This is a genomic window from Streptomyces sp. NPDC057950 (assembly GCF_042887295.1).
Lineage (GTDB): Bacteria > Actinomycetota > Actinomycetes > Streptomycetales > Streptomycetaceae > Streptomyces > Streptomyces kaempferi.
In genome coordinates this window covers 193,151-212,998 of record NZ_JBHVPP010000008.1, presented here as the reverse complement: position 1 = coordinate 212,998, position 19,848 = coordinate 193,151, and the positions used below count along the sequence as shown (strand labels likewise).

Genomic DNA, 19,848 nt, shown 5'->3' with positions numbered 1-19,848 from the left:
GGACTTTGTGGCCGCAAAGTTGCCCGTAGCGGGCGTACCGGGTCCGTTTGTCCGCGGTTTTGCCGGGGGCACCGGCCACTGGCAGAACTGCCTCCGCCGGCGGACCCCCGTGCCACCGTCCGTTCACCCGGAGCCGGTCGGGTGCCCTCCGGGTGAGGGTGAACGGACGGTGGCCGGCCTCCGCGGAGCGGGCCGGCATTCCTCCCCGGGGGCCGGGAATTCGGACACCGGAAAAGAGAGGAGGAAGACGACCTGCGCCCGTGATTTCACCCCGAGTTTTTTGAATATGCGCCCGAGGTGGGTTTCCACGGTCTTGATGCTGATGTTCATGCGCGCTGCTATCTGTTTATTCGTGAGACCCGGTCCAATAAGCATCGCGATTTCCCTCTCGCGCGTACTGAGCGGAATTCCGAAATATTTCTCCGGATGATGCCCAGGACCCTCTTCGATGAATCCGAGGAGATCCTGTGCGGTGGCTGACGAATCATATGCGTCGAGCCGGTCGAATTCCGTGACGGCGAAACGGGCGTGAGCGGCGGCGGCGGTCGGGTCCCCGCAATCCAGGCAGGCCCGTGCCAGCCCCAGCGCGAAGGAGCCGAGCAAATGCCCCTGCCCGTGGTGCAGGGCGAGGTCGAAACCGAGCTGGAAACACTGCCGGGCCCGTCGGCCGTCGCCGTCCGCCACGGCCTCGCCCAGCCAGCGCCACGCCTCCACGACCGGCGCCGCCCCCTCCCGGCCGAGCCCGGACAGCAGCGGTCCGGCCTCCCCGGCCGCCTCCCGGGCCGCCTCGCCCGCTCCCTGCGCCGCGTGCGCGGCGGCCAGCAGCGCCAGCGCATGGCTGTGCGCGGCCACGTCGCCCTGCGGCGCGCAGCGCACCGCGCGGCGGGCGGCACCGAGCGCGGCCCCCCGTGCCGGCTGCCCCGACTCCAGCAGCAGCGCGGCCAGTTCGGCCTGCGCCGCCGGGACGGCGGCCCGGTCCTCGGCGGACACCGCCCGCAGCACACGTCTCGCCTGCGCGCGGGCCCCCAGCAGCCGCAGCGCCCTGGCCCGCCACACCGCGGCCTCGGTCCACACGGCGGCCTCGGTCCGCCCCGCGGCGCCGGCGGGGGGCCGTCCCGCCTCCTGCCGGGGCCACAGCCGCGCGTACTCGGTCAGTGCCTGCGCCGGCCGCCCGCACAGCACCAGGGCCTGACACCGCAGCAGCCACGCGCCGGGCGGGGCGCCGGGGCGTTCCGCCGCCCGGCGGGCGGCCCGCTCGGCACGGGCCGGCTGGGTGAAGACCGTGGTGCGCGCGTACTTCTCCAGGAGGTCCGCCTCCGCGGCCGTGAGCGGCGCGGCGCTCTCCAGCAGCGCGGGGACCGCCGTGCCGGTGTCCTCGCCCGTGGCCAGCGCGGCGAGCGCCCGCTCCCGGACCGCACGCCGCTGCGCGGCCCCCGCGGCCTGCTGCAACAGGGCCCTGGCCGCGGGACGGCGGAAGCGGAACCACCCCGCCCGGCGGTCCGGTCCGACGATGCCCTCGCTGTGCAGTTCGTCCACCGCGCGCAGCGCTTCCGCGACGGACAGCGGGGCGGTGTGCGCCACCGTCTCCACGGTGAAGGGGTCACCCGCGGCGGCGGCCGCGGCCGCGGCGCGCCGGGCGAGCGGGGACAGCGCGCCCAGGTCCAGCGCCTGGTCGGACGGCGCCAACGGGGAGGGGCCGCAGGCCAGTTCGAGGCTGCTGTGGGGTACACCCCCGGTATCGGGCGGCTCGCCGTCGGACAGTGCCCGCAGCAGCCCCGGCACCCCGGCCGCGTCCCGCAGGATCAGCTCCCGGTGCAGCGGGGAGAGCCCGGCGGGCAGCAGCGAGGCGGCCGCCTCGCGCGGCAGCGGCCGCAGCGGGATGTGGCGCACGGCGCCGTCCGGGTGGGCGAGCGAGGCCAGCCGGCCGGCGCCCTGCCCGCTGCCGCGGTGGACGAGCACCGTGAGCACGGGGGCGTCCGGCGGGCGGCGCAGCAGGTGTTCGGCGAACTCGGCCACCTCACGCCCCGCGCGGTGCGCGTCGTCCAGCACCAGCAGGAGCCCGCGCCGGCCCGCCAGCTCCTCCAGCACGGCACGAACCGCCCGGACGACCGCGTGGACGTCGACGTCGCGCGGGCTTCCCGTGACGGCGCCGCCCAGGGCCGGGAAGACCTGGGCCAGCAGGCGCAGGCGGGCCGGCCCCAGCCGTTCCAGGGCGGCGGGATCCGCCGAGGCGAGCTGGTCGTCGAGCGCGTCCACCAGGGCGTGGAAGGGGCGTCCTGTCCCGTCCCGGGCCGCCCGGCCGCACGCCACCGCCCATTCCCGGTGTGCCGCGGCCCGGGCCAGACGGAGCGCCAGACGGGTCTTGCCGACCCACGGTTCGCCGCTCAGCCGTACGAACCCGGACGCCGCGCGCGCGTGATCCAACTCCTCCGTCAGAAGGGCCAGTTCGTGTGCGCGGACACCCTCCCCGGGCTCACCGGCCTGCCCGTGCGGCACGGGGCCTCCCTCGTCGCTGCGGCTGACGGGCAGGCTGGCGCACCGTCAGGCGCGTTCCTAGAGGTTGCTGCTGGCCGGTGCCTGCATGGCAGGAAGTGCAGGTGGGGGTGGGTGCGGGCCGGGGCGGTGTCGGGGAATTCCCCGACAGGTGGCCAAGCGGCCGAATGCGCGGTGCGGCGACAAGAAGAGAGGAAAGCGGTCGGAAATTGACGTTCGCGTTGCAGGATTCAACCGTCTTTCGAGTGAGTCTCCAGCGAGTCTCAAGTTTGCGTGGCCCTTCCCCGGATATGCCCGAACCAGGCTTTCCCGCATGGAGGTTGGGGCTCACGAGGCGGCCCGTGACAACGGCGGAGCCCCGCGGGGGCCAATCACCGGCCGGTGTCCGGCCCGTGGCGCCGGCGGCCGGACACGTTCTCGCTCATTTGACGTGCGTCAGGAGAAGCGGCGGCGGCCCGTGGCGCGTGCGCCGTATTCGGTCGGGTTATGCCTGCGGGCCCGCTGTGACCGCCGACTTCACAACCCCGCCGGGACCACCGCGTCCACCGCGCCCCGGCGACACCTTCACGTCACCTTCACCCTTCCTCCGGTCCGTGAGGTGACCACCGGGTGCGGCCGTCCTCGCACCCGGCGCGGAGGGGCTCGCGGGGGCGCACCCGGCCGGTGCGCGGGGCACCCCCCGGTTGCCGCCGGCGGGGCCGCCGTGCCCGCGGCGGGCGCCGGGGCGGCGGCCCGGGGGTTTGCTCGACGGCGTGGCACCCCGGAACGCCCGTGCGGCTCGTCCGGGTTGCGAGGTGACCGGCCCCGGCCCGGATGCCCAGGTGGGAGCCGTGATCGACGGCCTTCGCGCGGGGCCCGGCACCGGCCGCGGCCGGGGGCGCGGGGTTTGCGTCGGCGATCCGGGGCGGCGGGCGGATGCCGCCCGCGACCGCGGGTGCCCGTTTGCGGCGACCCGCACGGCGGACGGCGCCGGGCGGCGCGAGACGGGTGCCCCGCCCGCCGCGCGCGACACCCGTCGGTGAACTCGACACCGACCACACGTAACCGAATAATCATCTCGAAGTTACATATGTAGCGCGAAAGATCCGAATTAAACGACCGTTAAGTCTGTCGGGCCCCGGGCCGGCTCCGGCCGGGTGTCAGCGGGAGAAAATCTTGCGGAAGGTGCCCGAGCGGTACAGCGCGATCTGCGTGACGACCTGGAGCACGATCCAGGTGGCCGCGTACAGGGCCGCGTCGAGCGCGGGCACGCTGTCGACGGGCAGGGTGTAGGCCATGATCAGGCGCAGCAGGGCGTCCACGAGGAGCCCCAGGCCCCACAGGACGGTCACCGCGCGCCACACACGGCGGAACGCGGCGTCCTGTTCCCACAGGCTCTCCAGGCGTTCGCCACGGCCGGGCAGCAGTGCCTTGACGGCCTGGTAGGTGAAGGGGCGGGCGGTGAAGAGGGTGACCAGCAGCCATCCGCCGGCGAGGGCGGTGAACAGGCTGTTGCGCGCGAGCACGATGCGCGGGCTGGCGGTCACGACCGAGGCGAGGGCGCTCACGGCGAGCAGCGTGATGGTGAAGACACCGAGGGCGTCGACCTTGCGGTGGCGCACCGCCGAGTACAGCGTGTGCAGGGCGGGCGCCGAACCGCTGACCAGAAGCGAGGTGATCTCGTCGGCGCCCAGGTCGCGCAGCACGTAGTAGAGGGCGGCCGGCAGCACGATGTCGCAGACCACGGTGGCGAGGAAGCCCCATGCCCCGGCCGGGGCCCTGGGCGACGCGGGGGCCTCGTCCGCGTCCCCGGCGGGCGGGGGCGGCGGACTGTCGTAGGCGGAACCGGGGGAGGTGGGGGGAGCCATGAGGACACTCCTCTGGTGCGGTCGGCATCCGGGCCGGCCGGTGGGCGTGGCGGGACGGGTTACGGGGGGCGTGCTCCGCTCGTCGGCTTCCGGGCCCTCCCCCTTTTTTGGTGGTCTGCCCGGCAGTGGACCACGGGTGCGCCTGAGGGGAGGGCGATTTCCGGTCGTCGTGCACGGCGGACGTCGTGATCGGGGAACGGCGCTCACCCGCCGCCGGTGGGTCTGTCCCGTTCCTCCCGGCCGTCACCCACGGGCACCCGCACGGCCACCTTGTTCACCAGGTCGACCAGGTCCATGCCCGCCACCACGGCCCGGCGCCTGTCGTCCTCCTCGACGCCGCCCGTGTCGCCCCGCCGGACCGCCGCCGCGAACTCGGCCAGACAGTTGTGCAGTTGGTCGGCGGCCGGGAGCGTGAACCGCTCCTCGTGATCCTGCTCCTCCAGCACCAGCACGGGCTGGTACGCGGGCGGCGGGGTGAAGGCGCGGGTCACCGACAGCCGCGCCGTGTCACCCCACAGCGAATACGTCGACGCATACGCGTGCTCGAAACCGAACGTCACGTTCGCGAGGACACCGGACGCCGAGACCAGCAGCGCCTGACCCGACAGGTCCAGCCCGTCCGGACGCGTGCGCAGCACCGCCCCGGCCACCTGGAGCCCCTTGCCCAGCAGCAGTTGGGCGGCGCGCAGCGGATACACCCCCACGTCCAGCAGGGCCCCGCCGCCCATGTCGGGCACGTAGCGGATGTCGTCGGCGGGCAGCGGCGGAATGCAGAAGGCGGCGTGCATCGTGCTCAGCCGGCCCAGCCGCCCCTGGCGCACCAGGTCCGCGGCGAAGGCGTGCTGCGGATGGTGCAGGAACATGAAGTTCTCCCGCAGCACCAGCCCGCGCTCCCGCGCCAGGTCGGCCAGTTCACGTGCCTCGTGCGCGTTCACCCCGACCGGCTTCTCGACCAGCACGTGCTTGCCCGCCCGCAGGGCCCGCGCCGCCCAGGTGCGGTGCAGCGCGGTCGGCGTGGAGATGTACACCGCCTCCACGTCCGGGCGCTCCAGCAGCGACGCGGGATCCGCCTCCGCCGCACAGCCGAACTGCTCGGCGAACGCCGCCGCCTTCCGCGCCGACCGGCCCGCGACGGCGACCAGTTCCACCTCCGGAGCGGCCACCGCCCTCGGCAGCGTACGGCGGCGCGCGATGGACGAGGTCCCCAGCGCACCCAGCCGCAGCGGCCGTTGCGCGGCGGCGCTCACAGCGACCTCAACGCCGCGACCAGTGTCCTGGCCTGCACGTTCAAATGGTGGCTGTAGCACAGCAGTTCATTCAGCTGATGGGGTGTCAGCCAGCGGAACTCGTCCGACACGGCGGGGAAGTCGCTCTCCGTCTCGATGATCATGTAGTGGCTCTGCGCGTTGCGGAACCGGCCGCCCTCCTCCGACAGCACCACGTCGTAGCGGGCGCTTTCGCGGCGCGCCAGCGCCTGCGCGAGATACGGCGGCCGGTCCGCCTCGGGCAGATGCTCGTAGTTCTCCGGCACACACTGCACGGTCGGACCCAGCTCCACCACGTCGAGGAAGCCCGGTTCGGCACGGGCCCGCAGCAGAGCGTGCAGAACCCCGTCGATCCGCTTCACGAACAGCGCCGCGACACCCATGCCACGGGGCTCCAGCAGCGGCTGCGACCAGGCGGGCACCTCCCGCCCGCGGGAGGACACGTCCACCGCGACGACATCGAAGTACAGGCCGTTGCAGTGCGTCACCGCGTGCTGCGTACGCAGCCAGCCCTGCGCCTGCGCCAGCGGGATCGGCGCCACGCTCACCTCGTGCTCCGCACGTCGCCGGGTGATCCAGGTGCGGACCTCCCGGTCGGTGTGCAGCGACCAGCCGGCGTCCTCGACGAGGTTCTCCTCGCCACCACGCCAGTCCGGCAGGCAGGACAGCACCGTACGGGCGTCCATGTTCACCAGGTTGTCGTGCCGCAGCAGCAGGTTGACCTGCCCCAGCGTCAGCCAGGCGAAGTCGTCGCCGGCCGCCACCTCCGGGCCCACCTCCACGACCATGTTCCGGTTGCGCTTGTGCAGGAACCACGACCCCTGCTCCGACTGCAGGACGTCCGCCACCACCTGCCCCGGACCGGGCCTGCGGAAGAGGTCCATGTACGGAACCGCCGAACCGCCGTGCACGCCCGTGTAGTTGCTCTTCGTCGCCTGCACGGTCGGCGACAACTGCACGCCGTTCACGTTGCCCGGCTCCGACTTCGCCTGCATCAACAGGTGCGGAATGCCGTCGAAGTCCCGCAGCGCGATGCCCAGGATCCCTATCTCCGGCTGGTGGATGATCGGCTGCGACCACGTCCGCACCGGCCCGAAGTCCGAGTGCACCGACAGCCCCAGCACCGAGAAGAACCGACCGCTGTCATGACGCAGATCGCCGGTGCGCTGGTCGAAACGCCAGCCGCGCAGAGCCGCGAACGGCACCCGCGCGACATGCTGCCGCTGCTCACGCTGCCGCTCGTCGATCCAGGCGAACACCTCCGCATTGCTCATCACCCCGCCCTCGACCACCGCCGCCGACGCCGCCAGCCGGGACACGAGGGGAGGGTCCGCGGCACGTGACGGCAACACCAGGTTCATCGCGGTCATGGATGCGCCTCTTCTCCTTCAGGGGTACAGCGATCGGCCCGCGCGCACGACGCTGTCGGCACACGGGCGCAGGCCTCGCGGCAGTCGGCTGCCGCCCCTTGAGCGTGCCGTCCCCAGTTCGGGCAGACGCCTAGACTTGTCCCCTTGCCCGGACCCGCGCTCCCTCGCTATGGAGGCAGGTCCCAGAGCCCGCGAAAGGCACTTCCCGGGCACCGGGGCACCGCTTAGGAATTCCCCTAGAGCACCTGGCAGGAGCGCGGAGCGCGCCGGACACCGTGCAACCGTGAGGGCTGCCCCGACCCCGTCGCCTTGGTGTTTGGAGTGCCATCCATGAACGAGCCGGTACCCGCGGACGCCCGGACCACCGTTTCGGCCCACGAACCCGTGGCCGTGGTCGGCCTTGCGTGCCGGCTGCCCGGCGCGAGCGGACCGGACGCCTACTGGAGGCTGCTCGCGGAAGGCCGCAGCGCCGTCACCGACGCCCCCGAGGACCGTCGTACCGGCACACCGCACGACGACGCCTTCACCACCGGCCGGGGCACCACGATCCCCTACCGCGGCGGCTTCATCGACGCCCCCGCGGACTTCGACGCGGCCTTCTTCGGCATCTCGCCCCGCGAGGCCGAGGCCATGGACCCGCAGGCACGGCTCGTCCTCGAACTGGGCTGGGAGGCACTCGAGCACGCAGCGCTCCCGGTGACCGGCCTGCCGCACGCCACCGGCGTCTTCGTCGGCGCCGACGTCTCCGACTACGCCGCACTCGTCCACCGGCAGGGCCCCGAAGCCGTCGGCCACCACACCGCCACCGGCCTCAACCGCGGCCTCATCGCGGGCCGCCTCTCCTACGCCCTCGGCGTCAGCGGCCCCAGCCTCACCGTCGACAGCGCCCAGTCGTCCTCCCTCGTCGCCGTCCAGCTCGCCTGCGACAGCCTGCGCGCGGGCGACTGCGAACTCGCCCTCGCCGGCGGCGTCCACCTCAACCTCACCCCCGAAAGCACCCTGGCCCTCGCCGAGTTCGGCGGCCTCAGCCCCGACGGCCTGTGCCACACCTTCGACGCCCGCGCCAACGGATTCGTCCGCGGCGAGGGCGCCGGCTTCGTCGTCCTCAAGCCCCTCTCCCGGGCACTGGCCGACGGCGACCGCATCCACGCCGTCATCCGCGGCGGAGCCGTCAACAACGACGGCACCGGCGCCACCCTCACCACCCCCGACGCCGCCGCCCAGCAGGCCGCCATCCGCAGCGCCTGCGCCCGCGCCGGCGTCGCCCCGGGCAGCATCGACTACGTCGAACTCCACGGCACCGGCACCCGGGTCGGCGACCCCGTGGAAGCCGCCGCGCTCGGCGCCGCCGTCGGCACCCACCCCGACCGCAGGGCCCCGCTGGCCGTCGGCTCGGTCAAGACGAACATCGGTCACCTGGAGGGCGCGGCCGGCATCGCGGGACTGCTCAAGGTGGTCCTCTGCCTGGCCCACGGCCAACTCGTCCCCAGCCTCAACCACACCACCCCCAACCCGGCCATCGACTTGGACGGACTCGGGCTGCGCGTCCAGCTGGAGACCGCCGAGTGGACCCCGCCGGACCCCGGCCGCCCACTGCGCGCCGGTGTCTCCTCCTTCGGCATGGGCGGCACCAACGCCCACCTCGTCCTCGAACAGGCATCCCCGCGCCCCGAGCCCGCACCCCGGTCCGCCGGCACCGGACAGCCCGCCGACCACACCGAACGACCCGTGGTGCCCTGGCTGTTGTCCGCCCGCAGCCCGGAAGCCCTGCACGCCCAGACCGCACGACTCGCCGCACACCCCGCAGCCCACGCCGACCCCGTCGACGTCGGCTGGTCCCTGCTCACCACCCGCACCCCCCTCGAATACCGGGCCGTCGGAGCCGCCACCGACTCCTCCGGCATCCTGCGCCACCTCACCGCCGCCATCCCCCCGGGCCCCGCGGGCGGGTCCCTCGACCGGCCCGTCTTCGTCTTCCCCGGCCAGGGAAGCCAGTGGGCCGGCATGGCGGACGAACTCATGACCACCGCGCCCGCCTTCGCCGACCGGATCGCCGAGTGCGAGGCCGCACTCGCCCCGCACGTCGACTGGTCGCTCTCCGCCGTCCTGCGCGGTGACGCCGGCGCACCCTCCCTGGACCGCTCCGACGTCGAAGTCGTCCAGCCCGTCCTGTGGGCCGTCATGGTGTCCCTGGCCGCCCTGTGGCAGGCACACGGCGTGCGACCGGCGGCGGTCGTCGGACACTCCCAGGGCGAGATCGCCGCCGCCTGCGTCGCCGGCGCGCTGAGCCTCGAGGACGGCGCCCTGGCCGTCGCCCAGCGCAGCAAGGCACTCATCGCGCTCAAAGGCCTCAGCGGAATGATGTCCGTGGCCCTCCCCGAGTCACAGGCACGCACCCTCATCGCCGCCTGGGACGGCCGCATCGCCGTCGCCGCCGTCAACGGCCCCTCCTCGGTCGTCGTCTCCGGCGACACCACCGCCCTCGACGAACTGACCGCCGAAGCCGAACACCGAGGCGTACGCGTACGCCGCATCGACGTCGACTACGCCTCCCACTCCGCGCACGTCGAAGCCGTCCAGGACGAGGTGCTGCGCCTCCTCGCCCCACTCACCCCCCGCACGCCCGAGATCCCCTTCCTGTCCACGGTCACCGGCGACTGGCTGCGCGACGCCCGCACCGACGCCGCCTACTGGTACGCCAACCTGCGCCGGCCCGTACTCCTGGAACCCGCCGTACGGGCCCTGGCCGCCGCCGGACACACCGTCTTCGTCGAGGTCAGCCCGCACCCCGTGCTCACCACCCCGGTCCGGGAGACCGCCCAGGCCGCGGCCGCCCACGCGGAACACACCGTCGTCACCGGCACCCTGCGGCGCGACGACGGCGGCCTCACCCGCTTCTACACCTCGCTCGGAGAACTCTGGACACGCGGCGCCGACGTCGACTGGACCCCGGCCTTCACCGCCCACCAGCCCCGCACGGTCGACCTGCCGACCTACGCCTTCCAGCGCCGCCGCCACTGGATCGACGCCGCCCCCGCCACCCCCGCACACCCCCGCACCGTCCCGGCGGCGCCCGCCCACCAGCCCCCGCCACCCACCACACCCACCGGCACCGGCGACAGTCTCCGGCTCGTCCGGGAGAGCGCGGCCCTCATCCTCGGCCACACCGACGCCGACGCCATCGACCCCGCACGCTCGTTCAAGGACCTCGGCTTCGACTCGGTCACCGTCGTCGAACTGTGCGACCGCCTCAACCGGGCCGCCGGCCTGCGCCTGCCCGCCACCGTCGTCTACGAGCACCCGACCCCGGCCCGCCTGGCCCGCCACCTCGACACGGCACACGACAGCACCGGAGCCGCAACGGCCGTTCCCGCGGCCCGCGGTGCCGTGGACGGTGAGCCGATCGCGATCGTGTCGATGGGGTGCCGGTATCCGGGTGGGGTGCGTTCGCCGGAGGACTTGTGGCGGGTGGTGCGTGCGGAGGCCGACGTCATCTCGGAGTTCCCCACGGACCGTGGCTGGGACCTGGACGCCCTCTACGATCCGGACCCCGATCGCAGCGGCACCAGCTACGTCCGCGAAGGCGGATTCCTGCACGACGCCGCGGAGTTCGACGCCGCCTTCTTCGGGATCTCACCGCGCGAGGCCCTGGCCATGGACCCGCAGCAGCGCCTGCTGCTGGAGACCACCTGGGAGGCGCTGGAACGCGCCGGCATCGACCCGCACCGCCTGCAGTCCACCGCCACCGGCGTCTTCATCGGAGCCACCGCCCCCGAGTACGGTCCACGCCTGCACGAAGCCGTCGAAGCGGTCGAGGGCCATGTCCTCACCGGCACCACGGCGAGTGTCGCCTCCGGCCGCATCGCCTACACCCTGGGCCTGGAAGGCCCCGCCGTGACCGTCGACACGGCCTGCTCCTCGTCGCTGGTCGCCCTGCACATGGCCGTCCAGTCACTGCGCTCCGGAGAGTGCTCCCTCGCCTTCGCCGGAGGCGCCACCGTCATGGGCGCCCCGGGCATGTTCGTGGAGTTCAGCCGGCAGCGCGGGCTCGCGGCGAACGGGCGGTGCAAGCCGTTCGCGGAGGGCGCGGACGGCACGGCCTGGGCCGAGGGGGTGGGTGTCCTGCTGCTGGAGCGTCTCTCGGACGCGCGCCGCAACGGGCACGAGGTCCTCGCGGTGGTCCGGGGTTCGGCGATCAACCAGGACGGCGCGTCCAACGGTCTGACCGCTCCCAACGGCCTGTCCCAGCAGCGCGTCATCCGCGCCGCCCTGGCCAACGCCGGCCTGTCGGCTGTCGACGTGGACGCGGTCGAGGCGCACGGCACGGGCACGAAACTCGGTGACCCGATCGAGGCGCAGGCGCTGCTGGCCACGTACGGGCAGGACCGGGACGCGGACCGGCCGTTGTGGCTGGGTTCGGTGAAGTCCAACATCGGTCACAGTCAGGCCGCTTCGGGTGTGGCCGGGGTCATCAAGATGGTGCAGGCGATGCGGCACGGTGTGCTGCCGAAGTCGCTGCACGCCGACGAGGTGTCGTCGTTCGTGGACTGGTCGGCCGGCGCGGTCGAGGTTCTCTCCGAGGCCCGGCCCTGGCAGGAGGACGACCGCCCCCGGCGGGCCGGTGTCTCCTCGTTCGGCGTGAGCGGCACGAACGCCCACGTCATCATCGAGCAGCCCGGGGTCGAGCGGTCCGCAGCGGCGGCCACCGAGCCCACTCCCGGGACCGACGACGTACCGGACGTTCTGCCGGACGACCTGGTGATGCCCCTGCTGGTGTCGGCCCGTTCGGAGAAGGCGCTCGACGATCAGACGGAACGGCTCCTGTCCCATCTGCGGGAGACGGACCCGCGAGAGGCGGGCGCGCGTCCCGTCGACGTGGCCTGGACGCTGTTCCACCACCGTTCCGTGTTCGAGAACAGGGCGCTGGTGATCGGCTCGGAGGTCGTGGCCTCCGGTGTCGCCGCCTCCGCCTCCGCCTCCTTGTCCCCGTCCACCGTCTTCGTGTTCCCGGGTCAGGGTGCGCAGTGGGTGGGGATGGCGGTGGAGCTCCTGGATTCCTCGCCGGTGTTCGCGGCGCGGTTCGGTGAGTGTGCGGCGGCGTTGGGTGAGTTCGTCGATTTCGATCTGTTGGATGTGGTGCGTGAGGGCCGGTCGTTGGACCGGGTGGATGTGGTGCAGCCGGTGTTGTGGGCGGTGATGGTGTCGCTGGCGGCGTTGTGGGAGTCGTTCGGTGTGCGTCCGTCGGCGGTGGTGGGTCATTCGCAGGGTGAGATCGCGGCTGCGGTCGTGGCGGGTGCGCTGAGTCTGCAGGACGGTGCGCGGGTGGCGGCACTGCGCAGTCGTGCGATCACCGCGCTGGCCGGTCATGGCGGGATGGTGTCGGTGGCGCTCTCGCGGGAGCGGGCCGAGGAACTCATCGCCGGCTGGGACGGCCGTATCTCGGTCGCGGCGGTCAACGGTCCCACCTCCGTGGTGGTCTCCGGTGACGCGGACGCCCTGGATGAACTCGTCGAGCAGGCGGCCACGCAGGATGTCCGGGTGCGGCGGGTGGAGGTGGACTACGCCTCGCACTCGGCGCATGTCGAGCTGATCCGGGAAGAACTCCTGGAGGTTCTCGCTCCGGTGGTGGCATGCGAGCCGGTGGTGCCGTTCTTCTCGACGGTGACGGGTGGGTGGCTGGAGTCGGCGGTCACGGATGCCGGGTACTGGTACACGAACCTGCGTCAGACGGTTCAACTGGAACCCGCCGTGCGTGAGTTGGTGGCTTCGGGTCATGGTGCGTTCCTGGAGATGAGTCCGCATCCTGTCCTGACCGTTCCGGTCGCGGAGACGGTGGAGGCGGCGGGCAGTGAGGCCGTGGTCACCGGGACCCTGCGCCGTGGTCAGGGCGGGCTCGCCCGCTTCTACACCTCCCTCGGCGAGGCGTGGACGCGTGGTGTCGGCGTCGACTGGGGTCAGGTCTTCGCCGAACAGCGGCCGCGTCGGGTGGAGTTGCCGACGTATGCCTTCCAGCGGCAGCGGTTCTGGCTGGAGTTGCCGAAGGCGTCCGCGGTGGTGGATCCGGTGGACGAGGCGTTCTGGAAGAGTGTCGAGGACGGTGACCTGGAGGGGTTCGCGCGCACTCTGGGTATCGAGGACCAGGAGTCGCTGGGTTCGGTCGTGCCCGCTCTGTCGTCCTGGCGCAAGGGGCGCCAGGCCCGTTCCACCCTCGACAGCTGGCGCTACCGCATCGTCTGGCGGCCGCTGTCCACCCACGCACCCACCGGCACCCACGCCGACGGCACCTGGCTGCTCGTCGTCCCCGAGACGTTCGACGACGCCCCACTGTTCCGCGCCGTCCTCGGTGCTCTCACGGAACGCACGGACGGCGTCAGCGTCCTGACGGTCGGCACCGCGGACTCCGAGCGGCAGCGGCTGGCGGAACGTCTGCGGGCCGAGGCCGAGAACCGCACCTTCGGCGGCGTCCTCTCCCTGACCGGCCTCGACGAACTGCCGCACCCCGAGCACACGTCCGTGCCCCGGGGCCTGGCCGTGAGCCTGACCCTCGTCCAGGCCCTGGGCGACGCGGAGATCCAGGCGCCGCTGTGGTGCCTCACCCGCGGTGCCGTCGCCACCGCCGACGACAGGGCACCCGCCGCTCCCGTCCAGGCAGGCGTCTGGGGACTCGGCCGCGTCGCCGCCCTCGAGCACCCGAAACGCTGGGGTGGTCTGATCGACCTTCCCGAGACGGTCGACGAGTCCACCTTGAAGCTGCTCGTGCACCTCCTCGCCGGCGAGGGCACCGAGGACCAGATCGCCGTCCGCGCCGGCAAGGGCTTCGGCCGCCGGCTGATCCGCGCACCGTACGGCCGCGCACCCGCCGCCCGCTCCTGGAAACCGAGCGGCACCGTCCTCGTCACGGGCGGTACCGGCGCCCTCGGTGTGCGCATGGCGCGCTGGCTCGCCGGCCAGGGCGCCGCACATCTCGTACTGACCGGACGCCGCGGCGCCGACACACCGGGCACGGACGAGCTCCGCCGGGAACTCCAGGAGCAGGGCACCGCCGTCAGCATCGTCGCCTGCGACATGGCCGACCCGGACTCCGTCACCGGACTGGTACGGCACCTGGAACAGGAGGATGTGCCGCCCGTCCGTACGGTCGTGCACGCCGCGGGCATCAGCGCCCTCGGATCCCTCGACGACGCGGGGATCACCGACCTGGTGTCGACCCTGTCCGGGAAGGTCCTCGGCGCCGACCACCTCGACGCCGCACTCGACCCGGCCGCACTCGACGCCGTCGTCTACTTCTCCTCCATCTCCGGGACATGGGGCGTCGCCGACCACGGCGCGTACGCCGCCGCCAACGCCATCCTCGACGCACGCGCCGAGCAGCGCCGCGCGGACGGCGTGCCCGTCCTCTCGGTCGCCTGGGGCCCCTGGGCGGGCGGCGGCATGATCGCCGAGGACCTCCAGGACACCCTCCGCCGCCGCGGTGTGCCCGTCATCGATCCGGACACCGCCGTCACCGGACTCCAGCAGGCACTGGACCACGACGAGACGCTCATCGCGCTCGCCGACGTGGACTGGCGGCGCTTCGCCGGGGTGTTCACCTCGGTCCGGCGCAGCGACCTGCTCGCCGAACTCCCCGAGGCACAGCCCGCCGACGACGAGAACACCTCCGGATCCGACCCCGCGCCGCTCCAGCACCTGACGGGACTCGACCCGGCCCGGCGCCGCACAGCCCTGCTGGACCTGGTGAGCCGACAGGTGGCCACCGTCCTCGGCCACGACAGCGCGGAGAACATCGACACCGAACTCGCCTTCAAGGACCTCGGCTTCGACTCGCTCACCGCCGTCGAACTGCGCAACCGCCTCGGCCGGACCACAGGGCTGCGGCTGCCCACCACCGTCGTCTTCGACCACCCCAGCATCTCGGCCCTGGCCGACCTCCTCGAAGAGCAGGCCTTCGGCTCCCGCCAGGACCCCGCGGGGACCGCTGCACCGGTGACACACGGTGCCGCCGACGGAGACCCGATCGCGATCGTGTCGATGGGGTGCCGGTATCCGGGTGGGGTGCGTTCGCCGGAGGACCTGTGGCGGGTGGTGCGTGCGGAGGCCGACGTCATCTCGGAGTTCCCCACGGACCGTGGCTGGGACCTGGACGCCCTCTACGATCCGGACCCCGATCGCAGCGGCACCAGCTACGTCCGCGAGAGCGGATTCCTGCACGACGCGGCGGAGTTCGACGCCGCCTTCTTCGGGATCTCACCGCGCGAGGCCCTGGCCATGGACCCGCAGCAGCGCCTGCTGCTGGAGACCACCTGGGAGGCGCTGGAACGCGCCGGCATCGACCCGCGGGCACTGCGCGGCAGCAGCACCGGTGTCTACCTGGGCATGACCGACCAGGAGTACGCCGCCCAGCTGCGCGCCGCCGCGGGGGAGGCCGAGGGCTACCTGGCCACCGGAGCCGCGGCGAGTGTCGCCTCCGGCCGCATCGCCTACACCCTGGGCCTGGAAGGCCCCGCCGTGACCGTCGACACGGCCTGCTCCTCGTCGCTGGTCGCCCTGCACATGGCCGTCCAGTCACTGCGCTCCGGAGAGTGCTCCCTCGCCCTCGCGGGTGCCGTCACCGTGATGTCCGGTCCCGGCCCCTTCGTCGCCTTCAGCCGGCAGCGGGCCCTGTCCCCGGACGGCCGCTGCAAGCCCTTCTCCGCCGAAGCCGACGGCTTCGCCTTGTCCGAGGGGGTGGGTGTCCTGCTGCTGGAGCGTCTCTCGGACGCGCGCCGCAACGGGCACGAGGTCCTCGCGGTGGTCCGGGGTTCGGCGATCAACCAGGACGGCGCGTCCAACGGTCTGACCGCTCCCAACGGCCTGTCCCAGCAGCGCGTCATTCGCGCCGCGCTGGCGAACGCGGGCCTGGCCGCCCAGGACATCGACGTCGTCGAGGCGCACGGCACGGGCACCAAGCTCGGTGACCCGATCGAGGCGCAGGCGCTGCTGGCCACGTACGGGCAGGACCGGGACGCGGACCGGCCGTTGTGGCTGGGTTCGGTGAAGTCCAACATCGGTCACAGTCAGGCCGCTTCGGGTGTGGCCGGGGTCATCAAGATGGTGCAGGCGATGCGGCACGGTGTGCTGCCGAAGTCGCTGCACGCCGACGAGGTGTCGTCGTTCGTGGACTGGTCGGCCGGCGCGGTCGAGGTTCTCTCCGAGGCCCGGCCCTGGCAGGGGAACGGCCACCCCCGGCGGGCCGGTGTCTCCTCGTTCGGCATCAGCGGCACCAACGCCCACGTCATCATCGAACAGCCCGGACCGGTACCCACCGAGCCCGCCCGCACGGACGCACCCGACCCCGCGGGAGTGAGTGTCCCCCTGCTGGTGTCGGCCCGTTCGGAGAAGGCGCTCGACGATCAGACGGAACGGCTCCTGTCCCATCTGCGGGAGACGGACCTTCGGGAGGCGGGCGCGCGTCGCGTCGACGTGGCCTGGACGCTGTTCCACCACCGTTCCGTGTTCGAGAACCGGGCGCTGGTGATCGGCTCGGAGGTCGTGGCCTCCGGTGTCGCCGCCTCCGCCTCCGCCTCCTTGTCCCCGTCCACCGTCTTCGTGTTCCCGGGTCAGGGTGCGCAGTGGGTGGGGATGGCGGTGGAGCTCCTGGATTCCTCGCCGGTGTTCGCGGCTCGTTTCGGTGAGTGTGCGGCGGCGTTGGACGGGTTCGTGGAGTGGTCGTTGATGGATGTGGTGCGGGGTGTGGAGGGTGCTCCGGGGTTGGACCGGGTGGATGTGGTGCAGCCGGTGTTGTGGGCGGTGATGGTGTCGCTGGCGGCGTTGTGGGAGTCGTTCGGTGTGCGTCCGTCGGCGGTGGTGGGTCATTCGCAGGGTGAGATCGCGGCTGCGGTCGTGGCGGGTGCGCTGAGTCTGCAGGATGGTGCGCGGGTGGCGGCATTGCGCAGTCGTGCGATCACCGCGCTGGCCGGTCATGGTGGGATGGTGTCGGTCGCCCTGCCCCGCGTGCGGGCGGAGGAGCTGATCTCCGGTTGGGACGGCCGTATCTCGGTCGCGGCGGTCAATGGTCCGACGTCGGTCGTGGTCTCGGGCGACGCGGACGCGCTGGATGAGTTGGTGGAGCAGGCGACTGCCCAGGATGTCCGGGTGCGGCGGGTGGAGGTGGACTATGCCTCGCACTCGGCGCATGTCGAGCTGATCCGTGAGGAGCTGCTGGAGGTTCTCGCTCCGGTGGTGGCATGCGAGCCGGTGGTGCCGTTCTTCTCGACGGTGACGGGTGGGTGGCTGGAGTCGGCGGTCACGGATGCCGGGTACTGGTACACGAACCTGCGTCGGACGGTTCAACTGGAACCCGCCGTGCGTGAGTTGGTGGCTTCGGGTCATGGTGCGTTCCTGGAGATGAGTCCGCATCCGGTTCTGACCGTTCCGGTCGCGGAGACGGTGGAGGCGGCGGGCAGTGAGGCCGTGGTCACCGGGACTCTGCGCCGTGGCCAGGGCGGGCTCGCCCGCTTCTACACCTCCCTCGGCGAGGCGTGGACGCGTGGTGTCGGCGTCGACTGGGCCCCGGCGTTCACGCCCTACACGCCATGCCGAGTCGAACTGCCCACCTACGCCTTCCAGCGGCAGCGCTACTGGCTGGAGTTGCCGAAGGCGTCCGCTGCGGCGGCGGATCCGGTGGACGAGGCGTTCTGGAAGAGCGTCGAGGACGGAGACCTGGAGAGCTTCGCGCGCACCCTCGGCATCGAGGACCAGGAGTCGCTGGGTTCGGTCGTGCCCGCCCTGTCGTCCTGGCGCCGCGGCCGTCGCGAGCGTTCCACCCTCGACAGCTGGCGCTACCGCATCGTCTGGCGGCCGAAGCCCGAACCGGGCACACCCGCACCGACCCTCGACGGCACCTGGCTCGTCGCCGTCCCCGAAACCCACCGGGACGACGCTCTCGTCACGGCCACCCTCGACGCCCTGCACACCGCCGGTGCCCGGATTGTCGAGCTGTCCGTGCCCGACTCCGCCCGGCGCGGCGAGCTGGCCGAGCGACTGCTCGCGGACCTTCCCGCGGACGTGACACCGGACGGCGTCCTGTCCCTGCTCGCCCTCGACACCCGTGCGAGCGAGCACGGTCCGGGCGTCTCGTACGGGCTGCTCGGAACGATGGCACTCGCCCAGGCACTCGACGACGCCGCGATACCCGGCCGGCTGTGGTGCCTGACCCGAGGCGCGGTCTCGACCGGCGAAGGCGACGGCGCCCCCGATCCCGCGCAGGCCGCCGTGTGGGGACTCGCCCGGGTGATCGGCCTCGACGACCCCGACCGCTGCGGCGGCCTCGTCGACCTGCCCGCCGGTGACACCGAGTCCGCCGTACCCCCCGTACTCCCGGCTCTGCTCACCGCGCGGACCGGGGGAGACGGCGGCCGGGAGACCGAGTTCGCGGTGCGCGGGGGAGGCGTCAGCGTCCGCCGCATGATCCGTACACCGCTCCACGCGTCCGGGACCGACGGCGACACATGGCGACCGCGCGGCACGGTCCTCGTCACGGGCGGAACGGGAGCCCTCGGCTCGCAGGTCGCCCGGTCCCTGGCACAGGACGGCGCCGAACACCTGATCCTGACCAGCAGGCGCGGCCCCGAGGCGCCCGGAGCCGCCGCACTGCGCGACGAACTCACCGCCCTGGGCTGCCGCGTGACCATCGCCGCCTGCGACGTCGCCGACCGCGCCGCACTCGCCGCGCTGCTCGGACAGGTGCCCGACGAAGCGCCCCTCACCGCGGTCGTCCACACGGCGGGCGCGGTCGAGACGGCACGCCCGCTGGGCGACCTCACCCCCGAGGACGCCGCCGGCGTGATGCACGCCAAGGTGCGCGGCGCGCAGAACCTCCACGACCTGCTGACCGGACACCCCCTGGACGCCTTCGTCCTGTTCTCCTCCGGCGCCGGCGTCTGGGGCAACGGAGGACAGGCCCCGTACGCCGCCGCCAACGCCCACCTCGACGCCCTCGCCGAACAGCGCCGTGCCCAAGGGCTGCCCGCCACCTCGATCGCCTGGGGAGCCTGGGCGGGCGGCGGCATGGTCGACGAAGAGGTCGGCGAGCAACTGCTGCGCCGCGGAGTCCCGGCGATGGCCCCCGAACTCGCGGTCCGCGCCCTGGCCGCGGCGAGCACCGGGCGACAGAGCACCCTCGTGGTCGCCGACATCCGCTGGGACCGCTTCCTGCCCGCCTACTGCGCCCACGGACACCGGCCGCTCATCGACGAGGTGCCCGAGGTGAGGGAACTCCTCGCCGCACAAAACGCCGCGCGGCCCGAGGCCCAGGACGACGGAGCTGACGCCGCCACCGCTCTGCTGGCCGAACTGGCCGCACTGCCCGAGGGCAAGCGCCGACGCCGGCTCGTGGACCTGATCCGCACCCATGTGGGCGCGGTCCTGGGCCACGGCCCCTCCGACACCGTCAAACCGGGACGCGCCTTCCGCGACATGGGATTCGACTCCCTGACCGCGGTGGAACTGCGCAACCGGCTCAGCGGGGTCTTCGGCACCCGCCTCTCGGCGACCATCGTTTTCGACCATCCGACGCCGAACGCCCTCGCCGACCACCTGGACGCGGAACTGCTGCCGGCCGTGAGCGGACCGGCCACCGATCTGCCCGCCGGTCTGCAACAGCTCGAAGCCGCCTACCGGCAGGCGTCCGACCCCGCCGCACGGCAGGCACTCACCGCATCACTGCGCACGCTGCTGGACACCTGGGCCGCATCCGAAGAGCCGGAAGAGGCGACGGTCGACGAGGAACTGCTCGCCGCCTCCGACGAGGACATGTTCGACCTGATCGACAGGGAACTCGGGATCTCCTGAGCGGAACCCCGTCATGGCTCCCGATTCTCGAAGGGCTGACTTTTT

General features: G+C 72.8%; 5 protein-coding genes. 1 reads left to right on the top strand and 4 read right to left on the bottom strand.

Translation table 11 applies throughout. The features are described 5' to 3' along the window. Window positions 1–123: 123 nt before the first annotated feature. From ACFVTC_RS15955 to ACFVTC_RS15940, 4 genes are all read right to left on the bottom strand, one after another. Window positions 124–2,496 carry a LuxR C-terminal-related transcriptional regulator gene (locus ACFVTC_RS15955; protein ID WP_390127244.1) on the bottom strand — a complete coding sequence of 791 codons (2,373 nt, stop codon included), beginning with the start codon at window positions 2,494–2,496 and terminating at the stop codon, window positions 124–126. 1,136 nt (window positions 2,497–3,632) lie between these two features. Beyond that, window positions 3,633–4,340: a VC0807 family protein gene (locus ACFVTC_RS15950; protein WP_390127242.1), complete on the bottom strand. Its 708-nt coding sequence runs from the start codon at window positions 4,338–4,340 to the stop codon at window positions 3,633–3,635. A 203-nt stretch (window positions 4,341–4,543) separates the two neighbouring features. Then, window positions 4,544–5,587, bottom strand: coding sequence for a Gfo/Idh/MocA family protein (locus ACFVTC_RS15945; RefSeq protein ID WP_390127241.1), 1,044 nt, complete (start codon window positions 5,585–5,587; stop codon window positions 4,544–4,546). Continuing rightward, window positions 5,584–6,975, bottom strand: coding sequence for an NDP-hexose 2,3-dehydratase family protein (locus ACFVTC_RS15940; RefSeq protein WP_390127240.1), 1,392 nt, complete (start codon window positions 6,973–6,975; stop codon window positions 5,584–5,586). The genes ACFVTC_RS15945 and ACFVTC_RS15940 overlap by 4 nt, the downstream gene beginning before the upstream one ends. 330 nt (window positions 6,976–7,305) lie before the next feature. Here ACFVTC_RS15940 and ACFVTC_RS15935 point away from each other — a divergent pair, with 330 nt between their 5' ends. Continuing rightward, on the top strand, window positions 7,306–19,803 hold the full coding sequence (locus ACFVTC_RS15935) for a type I polyketide synthase (RefSeq protein ID WP_390127238.1): 12,498 nt from the start codon (window positions 7,306–7,308) through the stop codon (window positions 19,801–19,803). Window positions 19,804–19,848: the final 45 nt, after the last annotated feature.

Coding starts and splice junctions, on each gene's coding strand:
- ACFVTC_RS15950 (WP_390127242.1), bottom strand. CDS start 4,340: ATGGCTCCCCCCACCTCCCCCGGTTCCGCCTACGACAGTCCGCCGCCC.
- ACFVTC_RS15940 (WP_390127240.1), bottom strand. CDS start 6,975: ATGACCGCGATGAACCTGGTGTTGCCGTCACGTGCCGCGGACCCTCCC.
- ACFVTC_RS15935 (WP_390127238.1), top strand. CDS start 7,306: ATGAACGAGCCGGTACCCGCGGACGCCCGGACCACCGTTTCGGCCCAC.